Origin of the sequence: Neobacillus massiliamazoniensis (assembly GCF_001048695.1) — a bacterium.
Taxonomy (GTDB): Bacteria; Bacillota; Bacilli; order Bacillales; family Cytobacillaceae; genus Neobacillus; species Neobacillus massiliamazoniensis.
Window position 1 is genome coordinate 17942 of the sequence record NZ_CVRB01000003.1, and the last position, 21395, is coordinate 39336.

At 36.9% G+C, this 21395-nt stretch carries 16 protein-coding genes; 14 read left to right on the plus strand and 2 right to left on the minus strand.

Translation table 11 applies throughout. From position 1 onward, the window contains the following. The 11 genes from ppdK to melA all read left to right on the plus strand — a co-directional run bounded on the left by ppdK (position 1) and on the right by melA (position 15165). Entirely contained in the window at positions 1-2670 is a 2670-nt protein-coding gene (gene ppdK, locus BN1082_RS12865) for a pyruvate, phosphate dikinase (RefSeq protein WP_090635024.1), read from the plus strand. 400 nt (positions 2671-3070) lie between these two features. Continuing rightward, positions 3071-3262 (plus strand): YbxH family protein, encoded by a 192-nt coding sequence (locus tag BN1082_RS12870; RefSeq protein WP_090635025.1) that lies wholly within the window; start codon positions 3071-3073, stop codon positions 3260-3262. A gap of 106 nt (positions 3263-3368) precedes the next feature. After that, complete coding sequence (locus BN1082_RS28880; protein WP_425412168.1) at positions 3369-3452, plus strand: putative holin-like toxin; 84 nt, start codon at positions 3369-3371, stop codon at positions 3450-3452. A 184-nt stretch (positions 3453-3636) separates the two neighbouring features. Next, positions 3637-6153, plus strand: coding sequence for a DEAD/DEAH box helicase (locus tag BN1082_RS12875; RefSeq protein WP_090635026.1), 2517 nt, complete (start codon positions 3637-3639; stop codon positions 6151-6153). Between the two features lie 619 nt (positions 6154-6772). Then, positions 6773-7801 carry a LacI family DNA-binding transcriptional regulator gene (locus BN1082_RS12880; RefSeq protein ID WP_090635027.1) on the plus strand — a complete coding sequence of 343 codons (1029 nt, stop codon included), beginning with the start codon at positions 6773-6775 and terminating at the stop codon, positions 7799-7801. Between the two features lie 104 nt (positions 7802-7905). Continuing rightward, positions 7906-9165 (plus strand): ABC transporter substrate-binding protein, encoded by a 1260-nt coding sequence (locus BN1082_RS12885; RefSeq protein WP_090635028.1) that lies wholly within the window; start codon positions 7906-7908, stop codon positions 9163-9165. A 27-nt stretch (positions 9166-9192) separates the two neighbouring features. Next, positions 9193-10149: a carbohydrate ABC transporter permease gene (locus BN1082_RS12890; protein WP_090635029.1), complete on the plus strand. Its 957-nt coding sequence runs from the start codon at positions 9193-9195 to the stop codon at positions 10147-10149. A 16-nt stretch (positions 10150-10165) separates the two neighbouring features. Continuing rightward, positions 10166-10993 (plus strand): carbohydrate ABC transporter permease, encoded by an 828-nt coding sequence (locus BN1082_RS12895; protein ID WP_090635030.1) that lies wholly within the window; start codon positions 10166-10168, stop codon positions 10991-10993. Between the two features lie 48 nt (positions 10994-11041). Next, entirely contained in the window at positions 11042-11644 is a 603-nt protein-coding gene (locus BN1082_RS12900) for a YesL family protein (protein WP_090635031.1), read from the plus strand. Positions 11645-11672: 28 nt separating this feature from the next. Then, the gene (locus BN1082_RS12905) at positions 11673-13436 is read left to right on the plus strand and encodes a glycoside hydrolase family 36 protein (RefSeq protein WP_090635032.1); all 1764 of its coding nucleotides are present in this window, start codon (positions 11673-11675) and stop codon (positions 13434-13436) included. 400 nt (positions 13437-13836) lie between these two features. After that, positions 13837-15165 carry an alpha-glucosidase/alpha-galactosidase gene (melA, locus tag BN1082_RS12915; protein WP_090635034.1) on the plus strand — a complete coding sequence of 443 codons (1329 nt, stop codon included), beginning with the start codon at positions 13837-13839 and terminating at the stop codon, positions 15163-15165. A gap of 231 nt (positions 15166-15396) precedes the next feature. On the opposite strand, the gene BN1082_RS12920 is transcribed toward melA, so the two are convergent. Together BN1082_RS12920 and BN1082_RS12925 are read right to left on the minus strand one after the other, a co-directional pair. Then, the gene (locus BN1082_RS12920) at positions 15397-16365 is read right to left on the minus strand and encodes an IS3 family transposase (protein ID WP_141650833.1); all 969 of its coding nucleotides are present in this window, start codon (positions 16363-16365) and stop codon (positions 15397-15399) included. Beyond that, on the minus strand, positions 16284-16961 hold the full coding sequence (locus tag BN1082_RS12925; RefSeq protein WP_176699691.1) for a helix-turn-helix domain-containing protein: 678 nt from the start codon (positions 16959-16961) through the stop codon (positions 16284-16286). Before BN1082_RS12925 ends, BN1082_RS12920 begins: the two co-directional genes overlap by 82 nt. A gap of 383 nt (positions 16962-17344) precedes the next feature. On the opposite strand from BN1082_RS12925, the gene BN1082_RS12935 reads away from it, so the two are divergent. Genes BN1082_RS12935 through BN1082_RS12945 form a run of 3 tightly spaced genes read left to right on the plus strand, consistent with a single transcriptional unit; the run spans position 17345 to position 21235 of the window. Further along, positions 17345-18919, plus strand: a complete 1575-nt coding sequence (locus BN1082_RS12935; RefSeq protein WP_090635035.1) for a spore germination protein — start codon at positions 17345-17347, stop codon at positions 18917-18919. 28 nt (positions 18920-18947) lie between these two features. Then, the gene (locus BN1082_RS12940) at positions 18948-20036 is read left to right on the plus strand and encodes a spore germination protein (protein WP_090636437.1); all 1089 of its coding nucleotides are present in this window, start codon (positions 18948-18950) and stop codon (positions 20034-20036) included. Next, positions 20033-21235 (plus strand): Ger(x)C family spore germination protein, encoded by a 1203-nt coding sequence (locus BN1082_RS12945; RefSeq protein ID WP_090635036.1) that lies wholly within the window; start codon positions 20033-20035, stop codon positions 21233-21235. The genes BN1082_RS12940 and BN1082_RS12945 overlap by 4 nt, the downstream gene beginning before the upstream one ends. The last annotated feature ends 160 nt before the right edge of the window (positions 21236-21395 follow it).

A 21395-nucleotide genomic window follows, 5' to 3' on the forward strand; every position in this document is an offset into this window, starting at 1 on the left:
GTGGAAAAATTTGTTTACCTATTTCATGAAGGAAAAGGCGATATGAAAGAATTGCTTGGAGGCAAAGGAGCCAATTTAGCAGAAATGACACGAATTGGTTTACCTGTACCATATGGCTTTACCATTACGACACAAGCATGCAATGCCTACTATGAAGCTGGTAAAACGATTCCAACCTTAGTAGAAAGCCAGACCTTAGAGGCATTGAGTGTCTTAGAGGAAAAAATGGGTAAAAAATTAGGAGACAAGCAGAATCCGCTGCTTGTATCGGTTCGCTCCGGTTCAGTTTTTTCCATGCCAGGCATGATGGATACGGTTTTAAATCTTGGAATGAATGATGAAACGGTTTTAGCTGTGGCGAAACTTACTGAGAACCCACGTTTTGCATATGACTCTTATCGTCGTTTTATTCAAATGTTTAGTAATGTCGTTCTAAATATTGATGTTTACTATTTTGAAAGATTCCTAGAAGAGACTCGTGAACATAAAGGCTATATGGCTGACCCTGAAATGACTGCAGAAGACTGGCAAGAAATCATTAAAGGCTACAAGGAAATTGTAAAAAAACACACTCGAAAAGCATTTCCTCAGGATCCAAAAGAACAACTATTCCTAGCCATTAATGCGGTATTTAATTCCTGGAATAACCAACGAGCCATCGTTTATCGCCGTTTGAATAAAATAGCGGACCATTTAGGCACTGCCGTAAACATTCAAAGCATGGTATTTGGAAATATGGGAAATGATTCAGGAACAGGCGTTGCTTTTACAAGAAATCCATCAACAGGAGAGCCAGTACTTTATGGTGAATATTTAATCAATGCCCAAGGTGAAGATGTAGTTGCAGGTATTCGTACGCCGCAGCCAATCGCCACTTTGAAGGATGAAATGCCTAGTGTATACAAGCAATTTGCTGACACATGCCACCGACTTGAGCAGCATTATAAAGAAATGCAGGATATTGAATTCACCGTAGAGCGTGGAAAGCTGTTTATTTTGCAGACTCGAAATGGGAAACGTACTGCTCAAGCAGCGATTCGGATTGCGGTTGAAATGGTGGAAGAAGGAATTATTGATAAAAAAACAGCGCTTTTACGTGTCGACCCTGATCAATTAAATCAACTTCTCCATCGCCGTCTAGATGATACGTTTGAAAAGACAATTTTAGCAAAAGGCTTACCAGCATCACCTGGTGCAGCGACAGGTCAAGTTGTGTTTGATGCCGACGAAGCCGAACAATTAAGCAATGATGGGAAAAAAGTCATCCTTGTACGTCCTGAAACAACACCGGACGATATTCACGGGATTGTCGCTTCGCAAGCGATTGTAACAAGTCGCGGCGGTATGACAAGCCATGCAGCCGTTGTGGCAAGAGGGATGGGAAAGGCTTGTATTTGCGGCTGTGAAGCTTTAAAGATTGATTTAAAAGCAAAACAATTTACTGTGGGCGAAACATTGATTAAATATGGTGATGTGATTACCATCGACGGTTCTACTGGCGAATTAATGGTTGGAGAAATTCCAATGATTGACCCTGAGCTCTCTGAAGAGTTCCAACTATTGCTTGCTTGGGCAGACCAAGAAAGAAAAATTGGAGTTCGGGCGAACGCTGATAATCCAGTGGATGCGAAAAAAGCCTTCGAATTCGGTGCCGGCGGAGTTGGATTGTGCCGAACTGAGCACATGTTTATGGATGTAAAGCGCCTGCCGATTGTTCAAAAAATGATTTTGGCCGGAAACTATGAGGAAAGAAAGGAAGCACTCGACGAGCTTCTACCAATGCAGCAAGGTGATTTTGAAGGAATTTTTGAAGCGATGCAAGGCTTTCCGGTTACTATTCGTTTGCTTGACCCACCATTACATGAATTTTTACCGGATAAAGAAGAGCTGTTAGTTGAGGTAACAAAGCTCCAAATTTTAGACCCGCAATCACAGGTATTAAAGGACAAAGAAAAATTGCTTAGAAAAGTTCGCCAACTAGATGAGTTTAACCCGATGCTTGGCCTCCGCGGCTGTCGTCTTGGCATGATTTATCCGGAAATCTATGAAATGCAGGCCAAAGCTATATTCTATGCGGCCGCAAACGTAGCTGATCGAGGGTTAGAAGTGAAACCTGAAATCATGATTCCACTTGTCGGTCATTTCAATGAATTAAAAGAAATGCGCAAGCTTGTAATCGATGCTGCTGATCTTATCCAAGAGGAAACAGGCAAAAGCTTTGAATACACTATTGGGACCATGATTGAGATCCCTCGTGCTGCATTAACAGCCGATCAAATTGCTGAAGAAGCCGACTTCTTCTCATTTGGAACAAACGATTTAACGCAAACAACTTTTGGCTATAGCCGTGATGATGCCGAAGGAAAATTCCTGCAAGCCTACATTGAAAATAAGGTTCTTCCAGAAAATCCATTCGCTGTACTTGACCAACAAGGCGTCGGCAAGCTTGTGGAAACAGGTGTGAAGTTAGGCCGTGAGACGAAACCTGGGCTGAAAACAGGTATTTGCGGAGAACACGGCGGTGAAAAGAGCTCGATTGAATTCTGTTACCAAGCAGGATTAGATTATGTAAGCTGTTCGCCATACCGCGTTCCACTAGCACGTTTAGCAGCGGCCCAAGCAACGATTCGGCATGAACTAAATAAAGAAGAAGCTTTGACAACTGCTTAACGATTTGGGGACGGCACCTATTTAGGTGTCGTTTTTTTATGGGAAAAAGTTTTTTGAAATTAGTAGTAAGTTGCGATTGTTTGGTGATATTATCCAAAAAATATCGGTAATTATACTAAATAATGTCGGTAAGTCTTTGAAAATATGTAGTAAGTGAATTGAATTAGGTAGTAAGCAACGCTTGTTTGGTAATTAAATCCTAATAATGTAGTTAGTGTTTGTAAATCTGTAGTAAGTACATTTAATTATGTAGTAAGCATCCCTTAATTTGTAGTAAGTAGTACAAAGTTTGAAGCACAAGCTAAAAATGGTCATAATCAGTATTAGATCTACCTTATGATAGGATTAGTCTCCCATTTTTCTGCTTATACTAAAAAAAAATCTAAAAAGGGGACTTATTATGGGAGCAATTGAACGGAACGGGTATAGGTTTGTACCAGAATTCAGTTTGATTCAACAAAATGGTGCAATACATGTGTATAATAGAGAGGAATTTATTGAAGAAATCAAATTTCATTTCTCCGGAAAGTTTCCTGAATTTGACCAAATTGAGGACCTGGTGGATGAATACTGTCAAGAGCATAATATTTAGAAGAACGCTTGTTCGATAAATTGTTAGGTGTTATAATGTAAATGCAATAGAATAGGAATTTCTCAAGGGTGGAGGCACATCTCCTAATGAAAGGAGGTGATGCTATTTGACAGTTTTTCAAGCATTGATGCTGGCAATTTCGTTTGCGGGTCTCATTGTCACGGTCCTGTCATTTCACCAAAAAAAATAATCCACCCTTGAGCCGGCAAGCATAAGCGGTGGATTACTGCCCTTTACGCCAATCCCCTTTAAGGGAACCAACTATTGCATGACCGAGTATCTTTGTCATGCTCGGTCTTTTTTACTATGAGCACTTCTTGACTACCATTATACATAATTATGACGGAAAAATAAATCATATTGGAGGGAATTTCATGAGCAAATTAATAAGCATTTACCCTCAAGCAATTGAACATACAAAAATGAAAGTATATCAAGATATTGACCAGTATTTAGAAAGGAAAGAAACCCTGCCAAGCTTTGACCAATATATAACGGATCGCAGACAATATCTTGAACAGCTTTGGATCAATGTCTGGCTTAACAAATCCACAAATGATGTATCCAAAGACGAAAAAAAGCTATATTTAAGCGAGAAGGAATATGAAGTTCAGGGTGTGGATCGAAAGCTGATTAATAAACTTTTTCGTGATGAAATGAGAACATATTTGCCTTTTGACGTCCTGTCATGGGTTACGGAAACTTTTAAAGGGCAGGAAGTGAAATGGGCTGAGTGTTACGAGCAAGCAAAGGAAAACTTTCGAAAAAGAGAGGCCGAAGCACAAATTGAAGAAAAAAAGTTTGCACTGCGAGAAGAAATTGAAGAACTGGCTGCTGATTGGCTGGAAGAAAAATATGAACAGATCTACTTGCATGCCCGCCACTTTGTTGCTAAGCAGTTAGCTGCCGATCTACAAAATAATGTTGAGATTCAATCGAATTATAAAACGGTTGCGGACTTTTTTGAGGAACTGACCGGGGGCATCCAATCAACACTAGATTGGAGCAATAAAAATTTTCAAAATGAAACCTATTTTTATCTTTATGAGGGCTTAATTTCTGATTATCTTACAGAATTACTTCCTAAAAAAGTTGTAGTGGAACTTCCGCCTGACCTAAAAAATGAATTCTCTCAAACGTTTGGTAAAGAAGTAAGTGCATCCTTTGTAAAGGGCTGTATGATCGAGCTTTTGTATGATATCGAGGGTTATATTCTTGAGGACATTCAAGCAGAATATCTTTCTGATTTAATAAAACTGGCTGACATTTCTTTTGATATAACAGTACATCAGCGGATATTGGAAAAAGATCTAGAAGAACGTGAAAGAAGGCAAGCTGAAGAACAAGCAGAAATCCAGCGGAGAAAAGAAGAAGAAGAGAGAATCATGAAGGACATTTTTTCGACAGAATATGATCCTTCATTAAAGCGTCATGTCCGTTATGTTCTTCATATCGGTGAAACCAATACAGGAAAAACCCATCATGCGCTCGAAAAAATGAAAGAAGCAGCGAGTGGATTATACCTTGCCCCTCTAAGACTGTTAGCCCTTGAGGTTTATGATAAATTAAACGCAGAGGGTATACCTTGCTCATTAAAAACAGGCGAAGAAGAAAAAATGGTTCCAAATGCAAGTCATATAGCCTGTACTGTGGAAATGTTTCATGAAAAAGAGTTTTATGAAGTAGTCGTTATTGACGAGGCACAGATGATTACCGATAAGGACCGCGGTTTTTCTTGGTATAAGGCGATTACCAAAGCTAATGCTTTGGAGCTTCACATCATTGGTAGCAGAAATTCACAAAACATGTTGCTTGAGCTTTTAGGGGATGCCGATATCGAAATTCATGATTACAGTCGCAATACCCCGCTTGAGGTGGAGTCAAAGAAATTTGATATCAAACATATTAAAAAAGGGGATGCCCTTATTTGCTTTTCAAGAAGGCGTGTGTTGGAAATGGCATCAAGGCTGCAAAATGATGGCCATTCCGTGAGTATGATTTACGGCAGTATGCCCCCTGAAACTCGCAAGAAGCAAATTCAACAATTTAATGAGGGAAAAACAAAGGTTATGGTCGCGACCGATGCCATTGGAATGGGCTTAAATTTACCAATTCGACGGATTGTTTTTTTGGAAAATGAAAAGTTTGATGGAACAAGAAGACGGCTCTTAACCTCGCAGGAAGTTAAGCAAATTGCTGGAAGGGCCGGGCGCAAAGGGATTTATGATGTTGGAAAGGTTGCTTTTACAAATGACATCAAAAAAATGAAAAATTTACTGCATCAAGAGGACAGGCCCGTACAAACATTTGCCATTGCCCCAACCAATTCAATTTTCGAACGTTTTCAACGCTACTACCATGACCTAGGCACTTTCTTTGAACTGTGGGGGAAGTTTGAGAGCCCTAAAGGTACGAAAAAATCATCGCTCGCTGAGGAACGGATGCTTTATGAAATGATAGCCGGGACAGAAATTGAAGCGCGGTTAACGCTTATGGACTTGTATGGCTTTTTACACCTTCCTTATTCTAAAAATGAACCTGCGTTAACAAAACAATGGGAAGAAACAATGTACTCTATTATTCAGGGAAGAGAACTGCCTGAACCTATTGTAAAGGAGCGCAGTCTTGAAGAACTGGAGTTAAGCTATAAGGCAGTTGGTCTGCATCTTTTATTTTTATACCGTTTAGGTGAGCGAACAGAAACGATTTATTGGGAACGTCTTCGCGAGGAAATCAGTGACATGGTCCAGGAGAGGCTGAAAACAGATATTAAGAAATTTGAGAAAAAGTGTAAAACATGTGGGAAGAAGCTGCCATGGAATCACTCATTTCCAACGTGTGATGCCTGTTACAGGGCAAGGTATCAGGGATATTGGGACGACGAATTTTAGAAGAGCGGAATCAGTTGCAAAGCTGGACAATTCTTAATGCTAAAATTTTCATATTTTTTTATAAAAGGCTGTGTTAAAGGGCATTGTTGATATTGAAACTATGTTGATTGGGGCGGAAGGAGCGAGACTCCTGCGGGAGTACGGGGCAGGGGAGACCCCGCAGACGCTTAAGCGTCGAGGAGGCTCCCCGGAACGCGCGGAAAGCGAAGCGCCTGGAGCGCAAATCAACAGACAAGTTTAACATAGCCTTATAAAAACCAAGTTGTTAAATAACTAGTTCCTTATTAGTGGAGAATAATCGCAAATAGCATACGAATTAGCAGGCCAAATCGCATTCTGATTTGGTCTTTTCTTTAGGATTTAGTTATTTTCCAAAGACTTTTACTGAATCATATAGAAAGTTTACTAAATTTACTGGTGATATACTAATGAAGATAGTGAATTTAAAATGCTGTTATTCTTTCTAAATCCTTGTTTATAAAGGTTATGGTAATTATTCGATAAAAATTCTGAAAATTACTATTGCGCTTATTATTTGAATTTGATATATTTTATCTATAAAAAATGTTTAGTAAATTGTTAACTAAATTTACTAAACATAAGTAAAGAGGTAATCGAATTGGCAACTATAAATGAAATCGCCAAAAAGGCACAAATATCAAAAACGACCGTTTCAAGAGTATTAAATGATGATCAAACTTTATCTGTAACAGAAGAGACTCGCAATAAAATCCTTAAGGTTGCGGAAGAGCTAGATTACATTCCTAAAAGGCAACGGAACAAACCCAAAAAAATAAATGATCCTAAGAAATACGAAAAAATTGGACTATTGATGTATCTTTCACTGGAATCAGAATTTGATGATCCTTATTATTCGGCCATCCGCAATGGGATAGAAAAAAGGATGTTTGAATTGGGAATTGATTTATCGAAAATATTGAGACCTCCTTTTAATAAAAAGGATCTCGAAGGATTGGATGGATTAATAGTTGTTGGAGTCATTGGTCAAGAAGAAGTGGAAAATCAAGTAAAGTTAGTAAAACATTTAGTGTTTGTCGATGTATCTCCTGATGAACAACTTTATGATTCAGTTGTGATAGATTTTGAAAAAGCCACTTCGAATGTTATTCAATACTTATTGGAATTAGGACACGAGAAAATAGGCTATATTGGCGGACAATCATATACCATGGCTGGATTATCAGGGAAATTAGATATTCAAGATATACGAAAAAGAACTTATGAAAAAGTGCTAACAGACCGGGGTCTATACAACTCGGAATATACTTATATAGGAAAATGGACAACGAAAGATGGCTTAACGCTAATGGAGGAAGCGATTAATTCAGGAAATCTCCCTACCGCCTTTTTCATTGGAAGCGACCCTATGGCCATTGGTGCGATGAAAGCCTTAACGGATGCAGGATTAAAAGTACCTGAAGATGTCGCAATCTTTGGCTTTGATGGGATCGAATTATGTGAATTTGTTACTCCTCCATTATCCACTGTTAACGTTCATACTGAGGAAATGGGGAAAGTAGCAGTAAATCTTCTAGTCGAACGCATAAATGGGAGAAACCTTCCATTAAAAGTAGTTGTCCCGACTAGTTTGATCATTAGAAAAAGTTGTGGAGGTGATGGGAGCTAAAAATTTTAAGCAAAAATGATAGCGCTTTCTTTCAGCTGGATTTCAAGATAGTTAAAGAAAAGACAAAATTGATCTTCATTAAGAATTGATAGGGGGATTTTATGATGAAAAAAGGATTGTCGTTATTATTTATTCTTGCTATTTCTCTTGGAATGTTGCTCTCTGCTTGCGGTAACAGTGAGAAAACTGCTAGTCAAGGTAAAAGTGGAGATAAAGTTTTACGCTTTGCTACATGGGATACAGGTGAGAGTCTCAAATACGAGCAAGATATTGCTAAAAAGTTTGAAAAAGCGAATCCAGGAGTAAAAGTGCAGGTTGAAGCATATGCTGACGGGTTTGACGATAAGCTGGCTGCTTCTTTCGGAGCAAAAAATCCCCCTGATGTCATGTATATGTGGAATTATCCAGATTACTATAAATCTCTGGAGCCACTTGATGACTATGTAAAAAAAGACAGTAGTTTTAAAACTACCATTGATGATTTTTATACAAATATATTAAACTATCACAAATTCAATAATGGTACCTATGGATTTCCAATTGGTTTTACTACTCGTGTTATTTACTATAATAAAAAACTTTTCCAAGAAGCAGGGATACCACTTCCGACTTCTAATTGGACATGGGAACAGTTCAGTGATGCAGCGAAAAAGTTATCGAATCCTGAAAAGAAACAATATGGATTTGTCTTCGCTCCTAAAAATAATTCATATGCATTCCAAGAATTTGTATGGAGTAATGGTAGTAGTTTCATTAGTCCTGACGGCAAAAAAGTAGATGGATATATGAATAGTGCAAAAACACAAGAAATTCTTAAAGACTTTAAACAAATGATTGATGAAAAAAGTGCTATTGTGGCTTCTGCCTCTGACAAAATTAGTGATAATTTCAAATCAGGGAAAATTGCGATGATCGAGAACGGCATTTGGCCGCTAGAAGATTTTAAAAAGGCTGGCATGGATTTTGGGACTGCAGAAATTCCATCCTTTAATGGGCAACCTTCAAAAGGTGTGATCCACTCCGCAGGAATTGCAATGGCTAAAGACTCTAAAGAAAAAGACTTGGCTTGGAAATTTATCAAATACTATGTATCAGCAGATGCAGCAAAAATGAGAAAGGCTGATATGCCAGTATTGAAGAGTGTGGCTTCAGAACAAAATTATAAAAATGATCCGTTATTAAATACATTCTATTCGATGCTTGAAAAATCATCAGATACTCCAGGATTTTTACTTACAAGCAAATGGACTGAATTTGACAAAAACTTAGATTATGCCATTAGCAGTGTATTATTAGGGCAAAGTTCAGCAGATAAAGCCTTGAATGAAGCGGTTAAATTAACAGAGCCTTCATTGAAAAAATAGTTTTAAGAGAAAGAAGGGGATCTTTTCATGATTATGAAAACTGAAAATAAAATAACTCAAACGGTTCCCGAACGAATATCCATACTATCAAAAAATAGATGGGGAGAACTTGCTCCCTATCTATTCATTTCTCCTTGGATCATTGGTTTCTTCTGTTTTACGTTCGGACCCTTAATTTTTTCTCTTGTCATTAGCTTTTTTGATTGGCCTGTGGTTGGAACCCCAAAGTTTATTGGTTTCAAAAATTATGTTGATATGTTTACAAATGATCCAGTGTTTTGGCAATCTTTAGGCGTTACTTTTAAGTTTGCAGCTATTTTAGTACCGTTAAACATCGGTATTGCTCTCTTGCTAGCTATATTATTAAATCAAAAAGTAAAATGGCTTTCAGGCTACAGAACGATATTCTATCTACCTACGGTTGTTTCGGGAGTAGCCCTTTCAATGATTTGGTCATGGATGTACGACGGAGAATACGGTTTACTAAACTATTTCCTGTCATTAATAGGCATAAAGGGACCAAACTGGCTAAATGATCCCACCTGGTCACTATTCGCTATTGTGTTTGCAGGGATTTGGGGTCAAGGTGCTATGATGTTGATATTTTTAGCCGGCTTAAAAAATATACCAAAAGATCTATATGAAGCTGCTGAAATAGATGGTGCAAGTAAATGGCATAAGTTCGTTAAAATAACACTTCCGATGCTGAGTCCAACTCTTCTGTTTAATGTCATTACTGCTATCATTTCAGCATTTCAGCAGTTAACTCTAGCGCTTGTTCTTACGGGTGGAGGTCCCTTAAGAAAAACGTATTTCTATGCGATGTATGTTTATGAAAATGCTTTCAAGTATTTTAAAATGGGTTATGCATCCGCAAATGCATGGATTATGTTCTTAATTATTTTGACATTGACATTATTAGTTTTCAAATCATCTAATACTTGGGTTTACTATGAAAATGAAGTGAAAAAGAAACAGAAATAGGAAAGGAGGAAATATGATGAATACGAGAAGTATAACATCGAAGGTTTTTGTACATACAATACTGATCATTTTTAGTTTATTATTTATCGCACCATTTCTTTGGATGTTCATTACAGCATTAAAAACCCCTTCTGAGACATTTGTTTTTCCTCCGAAACTAATTCCGTCTCATTTTGAATTTAGTAATTTTTATAAAGCCTGGACTGTTTTACCTTTTAATACGTTTCTGAAAAATTCTTTGATTGTTACAGGAGTAGGCATCATAGGACAATTGTTATCATCTTCTTTAGTGGCCTATGGATTTGCCAGATTCAATTTTAAAGGAAGGAATATTCTTTTTCTAATTTTACTTGCAGGAATGATGATTCCCTGGGATGTAACTGCGATTCCCTTATATATGGAATTTAATCATTTGGGCTGGATTAATACTTTGAAACCGCTGATTGTTCCGACCTTCTTTGGATCACCTTATTTCATTTTTTTACTTCGTCAATTTTTATTAGGAGTTCCTAAAGAAATGGAAGAAGCAGCGATCATTGACGGGGCGAACCATGTTCAAATTTTTATTAGGATATTCATTCCTTTAATGTCTCCAGTGTTAGTGGTAGTCGGTGTGTTCCAAATGTTAAACGCATGGAATGATTATTTAGGACCTTTAATTTTTCTGAACGATCAAAGCAAATACACTTTAACGTTAGGACTCATGCAATTCAAAGGGATGTTTGGAGTTGATATGACTTCTATCATGGCTTCGACTCTATTAATTTGTATTCCACCCATTATCGTATTTTTTATTGCACAGCGCTACATCCTCGATGGCGTTCAAAATACAGGTATCAAATAATGTTTTTTCACTACCTGAACAAGGATGACAGATAGGAGGAAGTTAGCTGTGATCGCAAGAATTTATCAATTATTTGAATGGATCATGAAATTGTTCATTTTAAACGTATTATGGATTGGATTTACATTACTTGGTTTTGTGGTGTTCGGATTATTCCCAGCCACTGTTGCAATGTTCCATATTGTTATGGAATGGATGAACAAAAAGGATACAAAAATGGTAGCGACTTTTTGGAATTCCTATAAATCTAACTTTTTAAAATCGAACAAAATGGGTTTTGTTATCGTTTTAATAGGTTCCATCCTTATGACGGATCTTCAATTTTTCCATAGGTATGACACCTTGGTATTTAAGGTTCTTTACCTTATGAATTTATCAATGCTGCTATTTTATGTAGTGAATTTACTCTATATTATTCAGGTATTTAACTATTTTGAAGTTAAAACATTTCATTATTTTAAATATGCCACATTAATAGGAATATCTAACCCGATAAAAACGATCATGATCATCATCACTGTCATTCTGTTGTCACTTCTTTTTTTAATCTATCCAGGTCTGTTTTTCATGTTTGGTGGTAGTGGTATTGCCCTCATCTTAGTTTTTATGACAAAAAATAATTTTGCACGCTTAAAAGGTGTAGCTCTATAAATTCATGAAAAATACAGGAGGAGAGGCTATGATCGCACAAAAGGTTAACATTGAGGCCATTCATGAAGATAGTGTTAAAGTCAAAGTTGACCAAAGAGAAGTAAATGGAATTTTATTTGTTCATATCCAAATTAGATCAGAACAACCAATTCAATTCCCGAAAGTAAATTTCGTATGGCATCACCCAATTGTAGATATTCAATCCTATTGGCATCCAGGATCATTCCGTAGTAAAAGTTTCGGTGTCGATTGGGATGGAGGTTTTTCTTCTAAAGCAACAGTATTAGCCCCTGTTGGCTGTTTTTATAATCAAGAAGGACAAAACAGGTTGGCAGTAGCATATTCCAATGCGATGGAGACTGTTAATTTTAATCTAGGTGTCCACGAAGAAACTGGAACGATCAAAGGGCAAATCACATTATTTACAGAGCCATCAAAAATTCGATCATCCTATGATGGAGTTATTCGAATCGACAAAAGGGATATCTCTTATTATCAAGCAATCAAAGATATTTCCTTGTGGTATGAGGAAATGGAAGGATATCGGCCATCCTTTGTTCCAGAAACTGCGAAGCTTCCTATGTATTCGACATGGTATAGCTTTCATCAGGAAATTACTGATGATGAAATCGAGAAACAATGTGAGATTGCAAAACAATTAGGCTGTGGAGCAGTCATCGTTGATGATGGCTGGCAGACAGAAGACAATCATCGTGGTTATGCTTATTGTGGAGATTGGGAAGTGTCTCCTAAAAGAATCAGGGACATGCGGAAACATATTGAACAAGTACATGCTTTAGGAATGAAATATTTATTATGGTATAGTGTCCCATTTGTGGGGATCAATTCAAAAGTGTGGGAACGATTCCAAAACAAAATTTTATATTTTCATGATGATCTTCAAGCAGGAGTATTAGACCCACGTTACCCAGAAGTCAGGGAATATTTGATCTCTACTTACGAAAAAGCTCTAAAAGAGTGGGACTTAGACGGATTTAAACTTGATTTTATTGATTCATTTGATTTAAATCGAGCGAAGGGCCATGCAATTCAATTTGACCCAGAACGAGATTATGAGTCAGTCCAGGAAGCGGTGGATTGTTTATTTACCGATATTATGGAAAGTTTAAAATCAATTAAGCCATCCATTATGGTTGAATTCAGACAAAGATATATCGGCCCTTATATGAGAAAATATGGAAATATTTTCAGGGTAGGAGATTGTCCGAATGATGCAATTACTAACCGTGTTGGGATTATGGATCTACGCTTGCTATCAGGAAACACTGCAGTTCATTCCGATATGATTATGTGGAGTCCAGAAGATACCACTGAAAATGCTGCACTGCAATTAATCAATGCCCTATTCGGTGTTCCGCAATTTTCCATGCGTTTCGAAAAATTAAATAAAGACCATTTTGAAATGGCAAAATTTTGGCTAGGTTTTTCGAAGAAATACCAAGATGTTTTGTTGAATGGTGATTTAAAGCCAACCGCACCAGAATTGCTTTATCCGATAGTAGAAACTGAGAATGACTTTACGAAACTAATCGCCATTTATGCAAATGTTTGTATTAAGTCTGGTACCAATATTCCAGAGGAATTAATTATAGTTAATGGCACGTTATCCGAGGAGTTCATCCTAGATTTAGAAGAAGATCTTAACAATATATCAATCGAGACATTCAGCTGTACAGGAATTTTAATCCGGAAACAAAAAACAGATCTTCCTAAAGGGTTACATAGGATGAAAACAGAAAAATCTGGAGTTCTAATTTTTAGACCTGCCTAAATAAGATTATGACTTGATGTTAATGAATGCTGTTATTCAGCTAGACCAAACTGGTTCTAGGATTACAGCAATGGGACGATTTTTAAACTAGGCTGTGTTAAAGGTCATTGTTGATTTTTACAACTATGTTGATTGGAGTGGAAGGCGCGAGATCCTCGAAAATGCTATCGCATTTCCTTCGTGCGGTGTAGATTCAAAGATGCTGATTCAACGTCCTGCGGGAGTCAGGGCAGGAGAGACCCCACAGGCGCCTAAGCGCCGAGGAGGCTCCCCGGAACACCCGCGGAAAACGAAGCGCCTGGAACGCAAATCAACAGGCAAGTTTAACACAGCCTTAATTTAAAAAGCCGATCCTAGTTGCTAAATATACAAAATAAAAATATAAATTTGGAGGATGAAGATGTCGAAAATTACATTTTTAGGTGCGGGAAGCACGGTGTTTGCCAAAAATGTCCTTGGTGATTGTATGCTCGTTCCAGCGTTGGAGGGATTCGAATTCGCACTTTATGACATTGATGAACAAAAATTAAAAGATTCCGAGAATATGTTGACCAACTTGAAAGTAAGTTTGAACAAAAATATTCAAATTAAAGCCTATTTAGAACGAAAGGAAGCGCTTAAGGACGCAAAATACGTCATTAATGCTATTCAAGTTGGCGGTTATAAACCTAGCACGGTGATTGATTTTGAAATTCCAAAGAAATATGGTTTACGGCAGACGATTGCTGATACAATCGGGATAGGCGGTATCTTTCGCAATCTTCGGACCATTCCGGTGATGCTGGATTTTGCAAAGGATATGGAAGAGGTTTGCCCTGATGCACTCTTTTTAAATTACACAAACCCTATGGCGGTATTAACAGGCGTGATGAATCGTTTCACTGCAATAAAAACAGTCGGCCTTTGTCACAGCGTTCAAGTTTGTACAAGCGAACTATTCAAATCATTGGGCATGGATTCAGAAGGGGTTCAAGAAAAGATTGCAGGGATTAACCATATGGCATGGCTATTGGAAGTAAGAAGAAATGGTGAGGATCTCTATCCAGAGATTAAAAGAAGGGCAAGAGAAAAGCAAAAAACAAAACATCATGATATGGTGAGATTTGAATTAATGGATAAGTTTGGTTATTACGTGACCGAATCATCAGAGCATAACGCCGAGTATCATCCGTACTTTATCAAATCCAAATATCCGGAGCTTATCGAAAAATACAATATTCCGCTTGATGAATATCCGCGCCGATGTGAACAGCAAATAAAGAATTGGGAAACAATGAGAGAGGAATTAGTAAATAATAGGGCATTAGACCATGTACGCACAAAAGAATATGGTTCACGAATTATTGAAGCGATTGAAACGAATATTCCATTTAAATTTGGTGGGAATGTACTGAATACTGGAAGACTTATCAGCAACTTACCTGAAAAAGCTTGTGTGGAAGTTCCTTGTATTGCGGATAGAAGCGGAATCACGCCAACGTATGTAGGAGACCTCCCTGAACAGCTTGCCGCATTAAACCGTACCAATATTAATACGCAGCTGTTAACCATTGAAGCAGCCATTACTCGCAAGCGAGAATATATTTACCAGGCGGCGATGCTGGATCCGCATACGGCTGCAGAATTGTCATTGGATGATATTGTTTCCCTTTGTGATGATTTAATTGAGGCACATGGGGAGTGGCTTCCAAAATTTAAGTCGACAGAGGAAATTACCATCAGCTTGTAAGATTTTATTTTATAGTAGATAGGTAACAGGTTCATTTTAAGAATGAAGACTTTAAGTGGATATCCTTATATTCAAATGGGTTCTGAAAAAGTCCAAAAAAGTAGAGGGAGTTCTATAATCATTCCTCCTCATATGATAATTTTTAAAGTAATAAATCAATAAATAATGAAAAAACCGATTTTCCTTAGCGTGAACTGCACCCTGTCAAGTAGACAGTATCAAAAACTAAAACTAGGCAATGGCCTTAGTTCGATATTCTATCGGGCTAAGGCCATTAAATTTAGCTTGTAAACGGTCTTGGTTATAAAATTGAATGTAGTTTTTTATATCCTTTTGAAGTTCCTTAAAGGATTGATAATGATGAAGATAATATCTTTCTACTTTCAAAGTCCCCCAGAATGATTCCATACATCCATTATCAATACATTTTCCTACTCTAGACATACTGTGAGTAAGATGTTTTTTTTTGACTATTTTTTTAAATCCATTTGATGTATATTGAAACCCACGGTCGCTATGTATTAATAATTTTTCATCTTCTAAAGTAGCCGTAGCTAAAGCACGCTTAATGGTCTTAAAGACTAGCTCATTATCATTTCGATGTCCAATTTCATAGGAAACAATAGAATTGTCATACAGGTCTAAAACAGCGCTTAAATAGGCTTTTTGGCCTTCTCCGTATTTCAATTCTGTTATATCGGTTACCCATTTTTCATTGGGATGTGCTGCTGTAAATTCCCGATTCAAGATATTATCTGCTACATTATTATCTGAAGGACGATGATCCCATTTCTTTTTCCGTCGTATCTTCGCTTGTAATCCAACTAATTTCATTAAACGATGAATCCTTTTCGCATTATAATGTTTATTCATTTTGCGGTTAAGATTCATTGTCATTCTTCGATAACCATAAATTCCTTCCACTTTTTGATAAATTGCTTTGATTTCTTTAAATAAACCACGATTTTCACGTTCTTGATCCGTTTCTTTTCGATTAAGCCATTTATAGTATGAAGATCGATTGGTCTTGCATAATGAACAAAGAAGATGAATAGGGCAATTCTTCTCCTCATTTAATTCGCGTATAGCACAATAAACTACTTCATTCCGAACCCTGCTTAGTACCGCCTTCTTTCGATTTCCTCCAACTTTTTTAATAAAGCATTTTCTACTTCTAATCGATAATTTTTCGCTTCTAATTCCTTAACCTTTATCCTTAATTTCTCTTGTTCTGTCATTTCTTCTACAGGTTTCTTTCTTCCCCGGTGATCCCGTAGGGATTCTGGTCCCTCTGCTTCATACCTTTTTGTCCAGCTGTATATTTGCTGGTAGCTAATATGATATTTTTCTATTACAGCTGAATAATTATGTCCATTTTTTATACAGAGATGAACTGCTTCAACTTTCTCTTCAAATGATAATTTTTTTGATTGAATCATAAGGGATTTCCTCCGATGAGTATTCTTCGTTTCCTTATGATTATTATAATTCTTTATCCAGACTCTGAGAGCGCCACGGCTTACTTTACGCTTTCTACATATTTCCAATATCGAATAAGCCCCCGATAAATAATCTTGAATGGCACTTAATCTTAATTCATCTGAATACTCTTTCCATCCATGTGATTCCTCTAAACCATCAATACCATATAATTCATATTTGTCTTTCCAACTGAGAAGTGTGGAATTAGAAATTTTGTATTCCTTTATTAATCTGCTGGGGCTTATTTCCCCTTCTAAATATTTCATTAGAATTTGGTACTTTTCCTCAGAAGAATATTTACTTCTTTTAGACATAAAAAATCCCCCTAAAGTAACAACAGATTTTTGTTTTTTCATCTGTCTACTTTAAGGGGAGCATATCAGCGATAAGAGGAATCGGTTTTTTGTTTTTATTAGGATTAATTTATATTTAAAATTACCAAAAACTAACTTACCTTCTATATAAAAATGAATTTTGGGAAATATAGCTTTATAAAGCTATATTTCAGGGTACAGAGTTCCCTTAGAATGTGGGAGATATTTCAATTTTATAAAGGGATGATTAATATGTTAAAAACAATAATTTCTTATATTCCATCCTGGCAAGTATTCGTTCAAACATTTATTGTATTTTTTATACCATATTTGATGTCCAAATTATTTAATTGGATTCAGACATCTAAGGAAGAGTGGGAATAATGAAAGTGTGGAGATCAAAGAGAGGAAAAATAAAAAAACAGGCCAATCAAATTCACCATGAAAATGACAACAAGCCGGTTGAAGATTCACTGGATAGTTTCACTGGAAACTTCAATGTGGATGCTGAACTTATCAGACAAAAAATGAGCCAGAATTCTGATGTACAATTTCGAGAGTTTTACATAGGAGGAACGGGCACCCAGGCTATGATTGTCTTTGTGGAAGGATTGTCCGATAAAGACATCATTGAAAAACATATTTTGAGATCATTGATGAATGATTTTTCCGAGGAATATAAAAAGGAAACCATTTATGAAAAAGGAGCCATTTCAAAAGAATTTATTAAAAATAAAATCCTTCCTATTGGTGAAGTGAAAGAGATTTCTAACATTAATGAGTTGATGTCAAAAGTATTGAGAGGCTGGACGGCACTTTTAATATCTGGGTCACCTGCTGTCCTCATTCTTGGTACAGCAAAAGGAAAACAAAGAACAATTGAAGAGCCAATATCAGAGGCTTTGGTAAGAGGTCCACGAATAGGTTTTACTGAATCTATAAAGGAAAATACTGCTCTTTTGAGGAGTCATGGTGAAAATATTCATTTATTGTTAACGAAATTTCAAGTAGGCAAGTCTTCTAAAAAAGAATTGGTTATCGCTTATATAGAAGGGATTGCTAATCCGGAAATAGTAGAAGAGGTAAAGGCGAGAATTCAGAAAATCAGTATGGATTATATTCAGGAATCAGGTTATATAGAGCAACTTGTTGAGGATAATTACCTTAGCCCATTTCCGCAAGTGCAGAGTACGGAACGGCCTGACCGTGTTATGGGTGCATTGATGGAAGGACGAGTTGCAATCCTGTTAGATGGGACACCTTTTGCTTTAATTGTTCCGGTTACATTTAGTATGCTGCTGCAATCACCCGAGGATTATTATGAGCGATGGATTCCCGGTACAACTCTTCGTTTACTACGTTTTCTTGCAGCCTTTGTTTCATTGTTTGGGCCTGCCCTTTATATTGCCTTTATCTCCTATCATCCCGGATTAATACCAACTAAATTAGTTATTTCAATTGCTGGGACGCGAGAAGGCGTTCCGTTTCCTGCCATTATAGAAGCATTGATCATGGAAATATCAATTGAAATTTTGAGAGAAGCTGGGCTCCGTTTACCTAGACCGATTGGTCCAGCGATAGGAATTGTAGGTGGACTTGTTATTGGGGAAGCTGCTGTACAAGCTGGGATTGTCAGCCCAATTATGGTGATTGTCGTAGCGATAACAGCTATTTCTTCTTTTGCGATCCCGTCGTATAATGCAGGGGTTACATTACGTATTCTGCGCTTTGTGGTCATGTTTAGTGCTGCATTGTTTGGGTTGTATGGAATCATCCTTTTTATGCTTTTGCTTTGCAGTCATTTGGTAAGGCTGAAGAGTTTTGGGGTACCTTATGTTAGCCCAGCTGTTCCTTATCGTATCAGTGATTGGAAAGATTTTATGGTCCGTATGCCGCTCCAAGTAATGAAGAGTCGTCCGAAGATGTTTCATACTAAGAATCCAGTACGAAAAGGATAGTGCATTTTGATAAGGAGATGGATCAATGATGATGACTAGTTCAAAAGAACAGATTACTACTACACAAGCAACAGTCATTCTCATCAATTATATTCTTGCATCAGGGATCCTCACTTTGCCGAGAGTTATAACAGAGAAGGTAAAAACACCAGATGGCTGGATTAGTGTTATTTTAGGTGGGTTAATTGCGATATTAATGGGGATTATTATGGTTAAATTAAGCCAACAATATCCGAATAAAACCTTTTATCAATACAGTCAGGATATTGTAGGTAAGTGGGTAGGGTGGCTACTTAGTCTTATATTCATTGTTTATTTTTTTTCACTTTCCGCATATGAGGTTAAAGTACTAGGAGAAGTAACAAGTTTTTATTTATTGGAAGGTACCCCTATATGGGCCATTATCATACCCTTTATGTGGATAGGACTCTATTTGCTCTTAGGAGGGCTTAACTCAGTTGCCCGACTTTATGAAATTATACTCCCCATTTCATTCCTCCTTTTTTTGTTGGTTATCTTTATGAGTTTCAAAATATTTAACCTAGATAATTTACGTCCTGTTTTGGGAATGGGAATAGCACCTGTATTTAAAGGGATTAAGACAACTACTTTCACATTTATTGGTCCGGAGATTATGTTGCTCCTTTTAACGTATATGGCAAAGCCCGATAAAGGGGTAAAGGTTATTTTGGTTGGAGTCTCAACAACCATAATCTTTTATGTGATCACGGTTGTGATGGTCATTGGTGCATTATCTATAGATGGAGTATTAGCAAGAACATGGCCAACTATTTCCCAAATTAGAAGCTTTGAAATTCCTGGCTTAATATTTGAACGATTTGAGTCGCTGTTACTCGTCATATGGATCATGCAAATATTTACAACATTTACGATTACATATTACGCTGCCGCTTTGGGGTTGGCTCAACTCTTTAATAAGAACATTCGTTCACCTCTTTTTATTTTGCTCCCAGTAATTTATTTCATGACGATGATCCCCAAAACGCTCAACGATTTATTTAATATGGCGGATATGATTAGCAATGTTGCTTTATATCTATTTAGTACAATACCCCTGCTTCTAATCATCTCGAAATGTAAGGGGGGGAAGGCATGAAACAAAGCCGTAACAATAAATTATTATTATTATTCCTGCCCATTCTTTTACTTTTCTCACTTACTGGGTGCTGGAGTAGTCGTGAACTCGAAGACTTAAATATTGGTATTGGTCTAGCGATAGATAAAGCTAAGAAGGATGCCATTGAGAGAGGCTTTGAAAAACAAAATGGTAATTATCCTAAAAAAGATGTCATCACATTGACCCATCAAGTTGTTAACCCAAAAGCAACAGGATCAGAGAGTAAAGGAGGTTCACAACAAAAAGCCTATATTAATATTTCTGTATCTGGAGATTCTTATCTTCAACTTTTACGTGAAGTATCCATAAAAAATGATCGTCCTATCATTTTCCATCATATGAAAGTAGTTGTGATCGGTGAGGCCATTGCACGAAGGAATGGTTTAGATCAATTGCTTGATCTTTTTTTTCGTGATAATGAGATGAGACCAAGTTGTCAGGTGTTTATTAGCAAAGGTAGAGCAATCGATATATTGGAATCAAAAAAACCAGGAGATTTACCAGCTAATCGTTTACTTGGAATTGCTGATAATCAATATAAGACTACAAAAATTTTGCCTCCAATGTCACTTGGAAAAGTAGAAAGTCAACTTCTATCAGGATCCAGTTTTCTTTTGCAAAATGTTATTTCAACGGATGGGGAGATAAAATTATCTGGAGCAGCCGTGATCAATGGAAAGACAAAAAAACTAGAAGGTTTTTTAAGCGAACCGGAGTTAGAAGGCATAACATGGATAACTGGAAAGGGAAAAGGGGGTTTAGTGAAAATCCGTGATAAAAAAACAGGGCAGGTAATTATATACGAGATAAAGTCGATGAAAAGTAAAATTACTCCTCATGTTGTGAATGGAAAGGTACAATCCTTTGATGTGAAAATAAAATCAGAAGGACGCATATCTGAAAATTGGAACGGTGAAGCGCCCCATGGAAAAAATTTTCGTAAAAGTACGGAAAAAACGGTTGAAGAAGAAGTGAATCGATTGATAAAAAATACTTTAGTAACCATGCAAGAGAAATTTCATGTCGATGTTGCGGGCTTTGGAAACCAAGTAAGAATAGAATACCCAAGAGTGTGGGAAAGGGGAAAAAAAGATTGGGATCAAACTTTTAGTGAGGTTCCCATTAAATATACGGTCGATTTGACGATAACTGATTTTGGTGGCTCGGGTTATAAATAATATCGTTTATATTCTTTTTTTACACAAAAGCAAGCAAATTTTATTATTTAAACCTTCGATCAATGAGAAGCGCCAAATGTCGTTTCTCATTTTTTTTTGGAGAGAGAATATTTACAGGAGAAGTTTCAATAAAATTAACAAGAATAAAAGTTTGAATTTT

Excerpts from the sequence above, each read along its gene's own strand:
- BN1082_RS12895 (WP_090635030.1), top strand. The coding sequence starts at position 10,166 with ATGAATACGAGAAGTATAACATCGAAGGTTTTTGTACATACAATACTG.
- melA (WP_090635034.1), top strand. The coding sequence starts at position 13,837 with ATGTCGAAAATTACATTTTTAGGTGCGGGAAGCACGGTGTTTGCCAAA.
- BN1082_RS12925 (WP_176699691.1), bottom strand. The coding sequence starts at position 16,961 with ATGTCTAAAAGAAGTAAATATTCTTCTGAGGAAAAGTACCAAATTCTA.
- BN1082_RS12940 (WP_090636437.1), top strand. The coding sequence starts at position 18,948 with ATGATGACTAGTTCAAAAGAACAGATTACTACTACACAAGCAACAGTC.
- BN1082_RS12935 (WP_090635035.1), top strand. The coding sequence starts at position 17,345 with ATGAAAGTGTGGAGATCAAAGAGAGGAAAAATAAAAAAACAGGCCAAT.
- BN1082_RS12945 (WP_090635036.1), top strand. The coding sequence starts at position 20,033 with ATGAAACAAAGCCGTAACAATAAATTATTATTATTATTCCTGCCCATT.
- BN1082_RS12870 (WP_090635025.1), top strand. The coding sequence starts at position 3,071 with ATGGGAGCAATTGAACGGAACGGGTATAGGTTTGTACCAGAATTCAGT.
- BN1082_RS12875 (WP_090635026.1), top strand. The coding sequence starts at position 3,637 with ATGAGCAAATTAATAAGCATTTACCCTCAAGCAATTGAACATACAAAA.
- BN1082_RS12905 (WP_090635032.1), top strand. The coding sequence starts at position 11,673 with ATGATCGCACAAAAGGTTAACATTGAGGCCATTCATGAAGATAGTGTT.
- BN1082_RS12885 (WP_090635028.1), top strand. The coding sequence starts at position 7,906 with ATGAAAAAAGGATTGTCGTTATTATTTATTCTTGCTATTTCTCTTGGA.
- BN1082_RS12890 (WP_090635029.1), top strand. The coding sequence starts at position 9,193 with ATGATTATGAAAACTGAAAATAAAATAACTCAAACGGTTCCCGAACGA.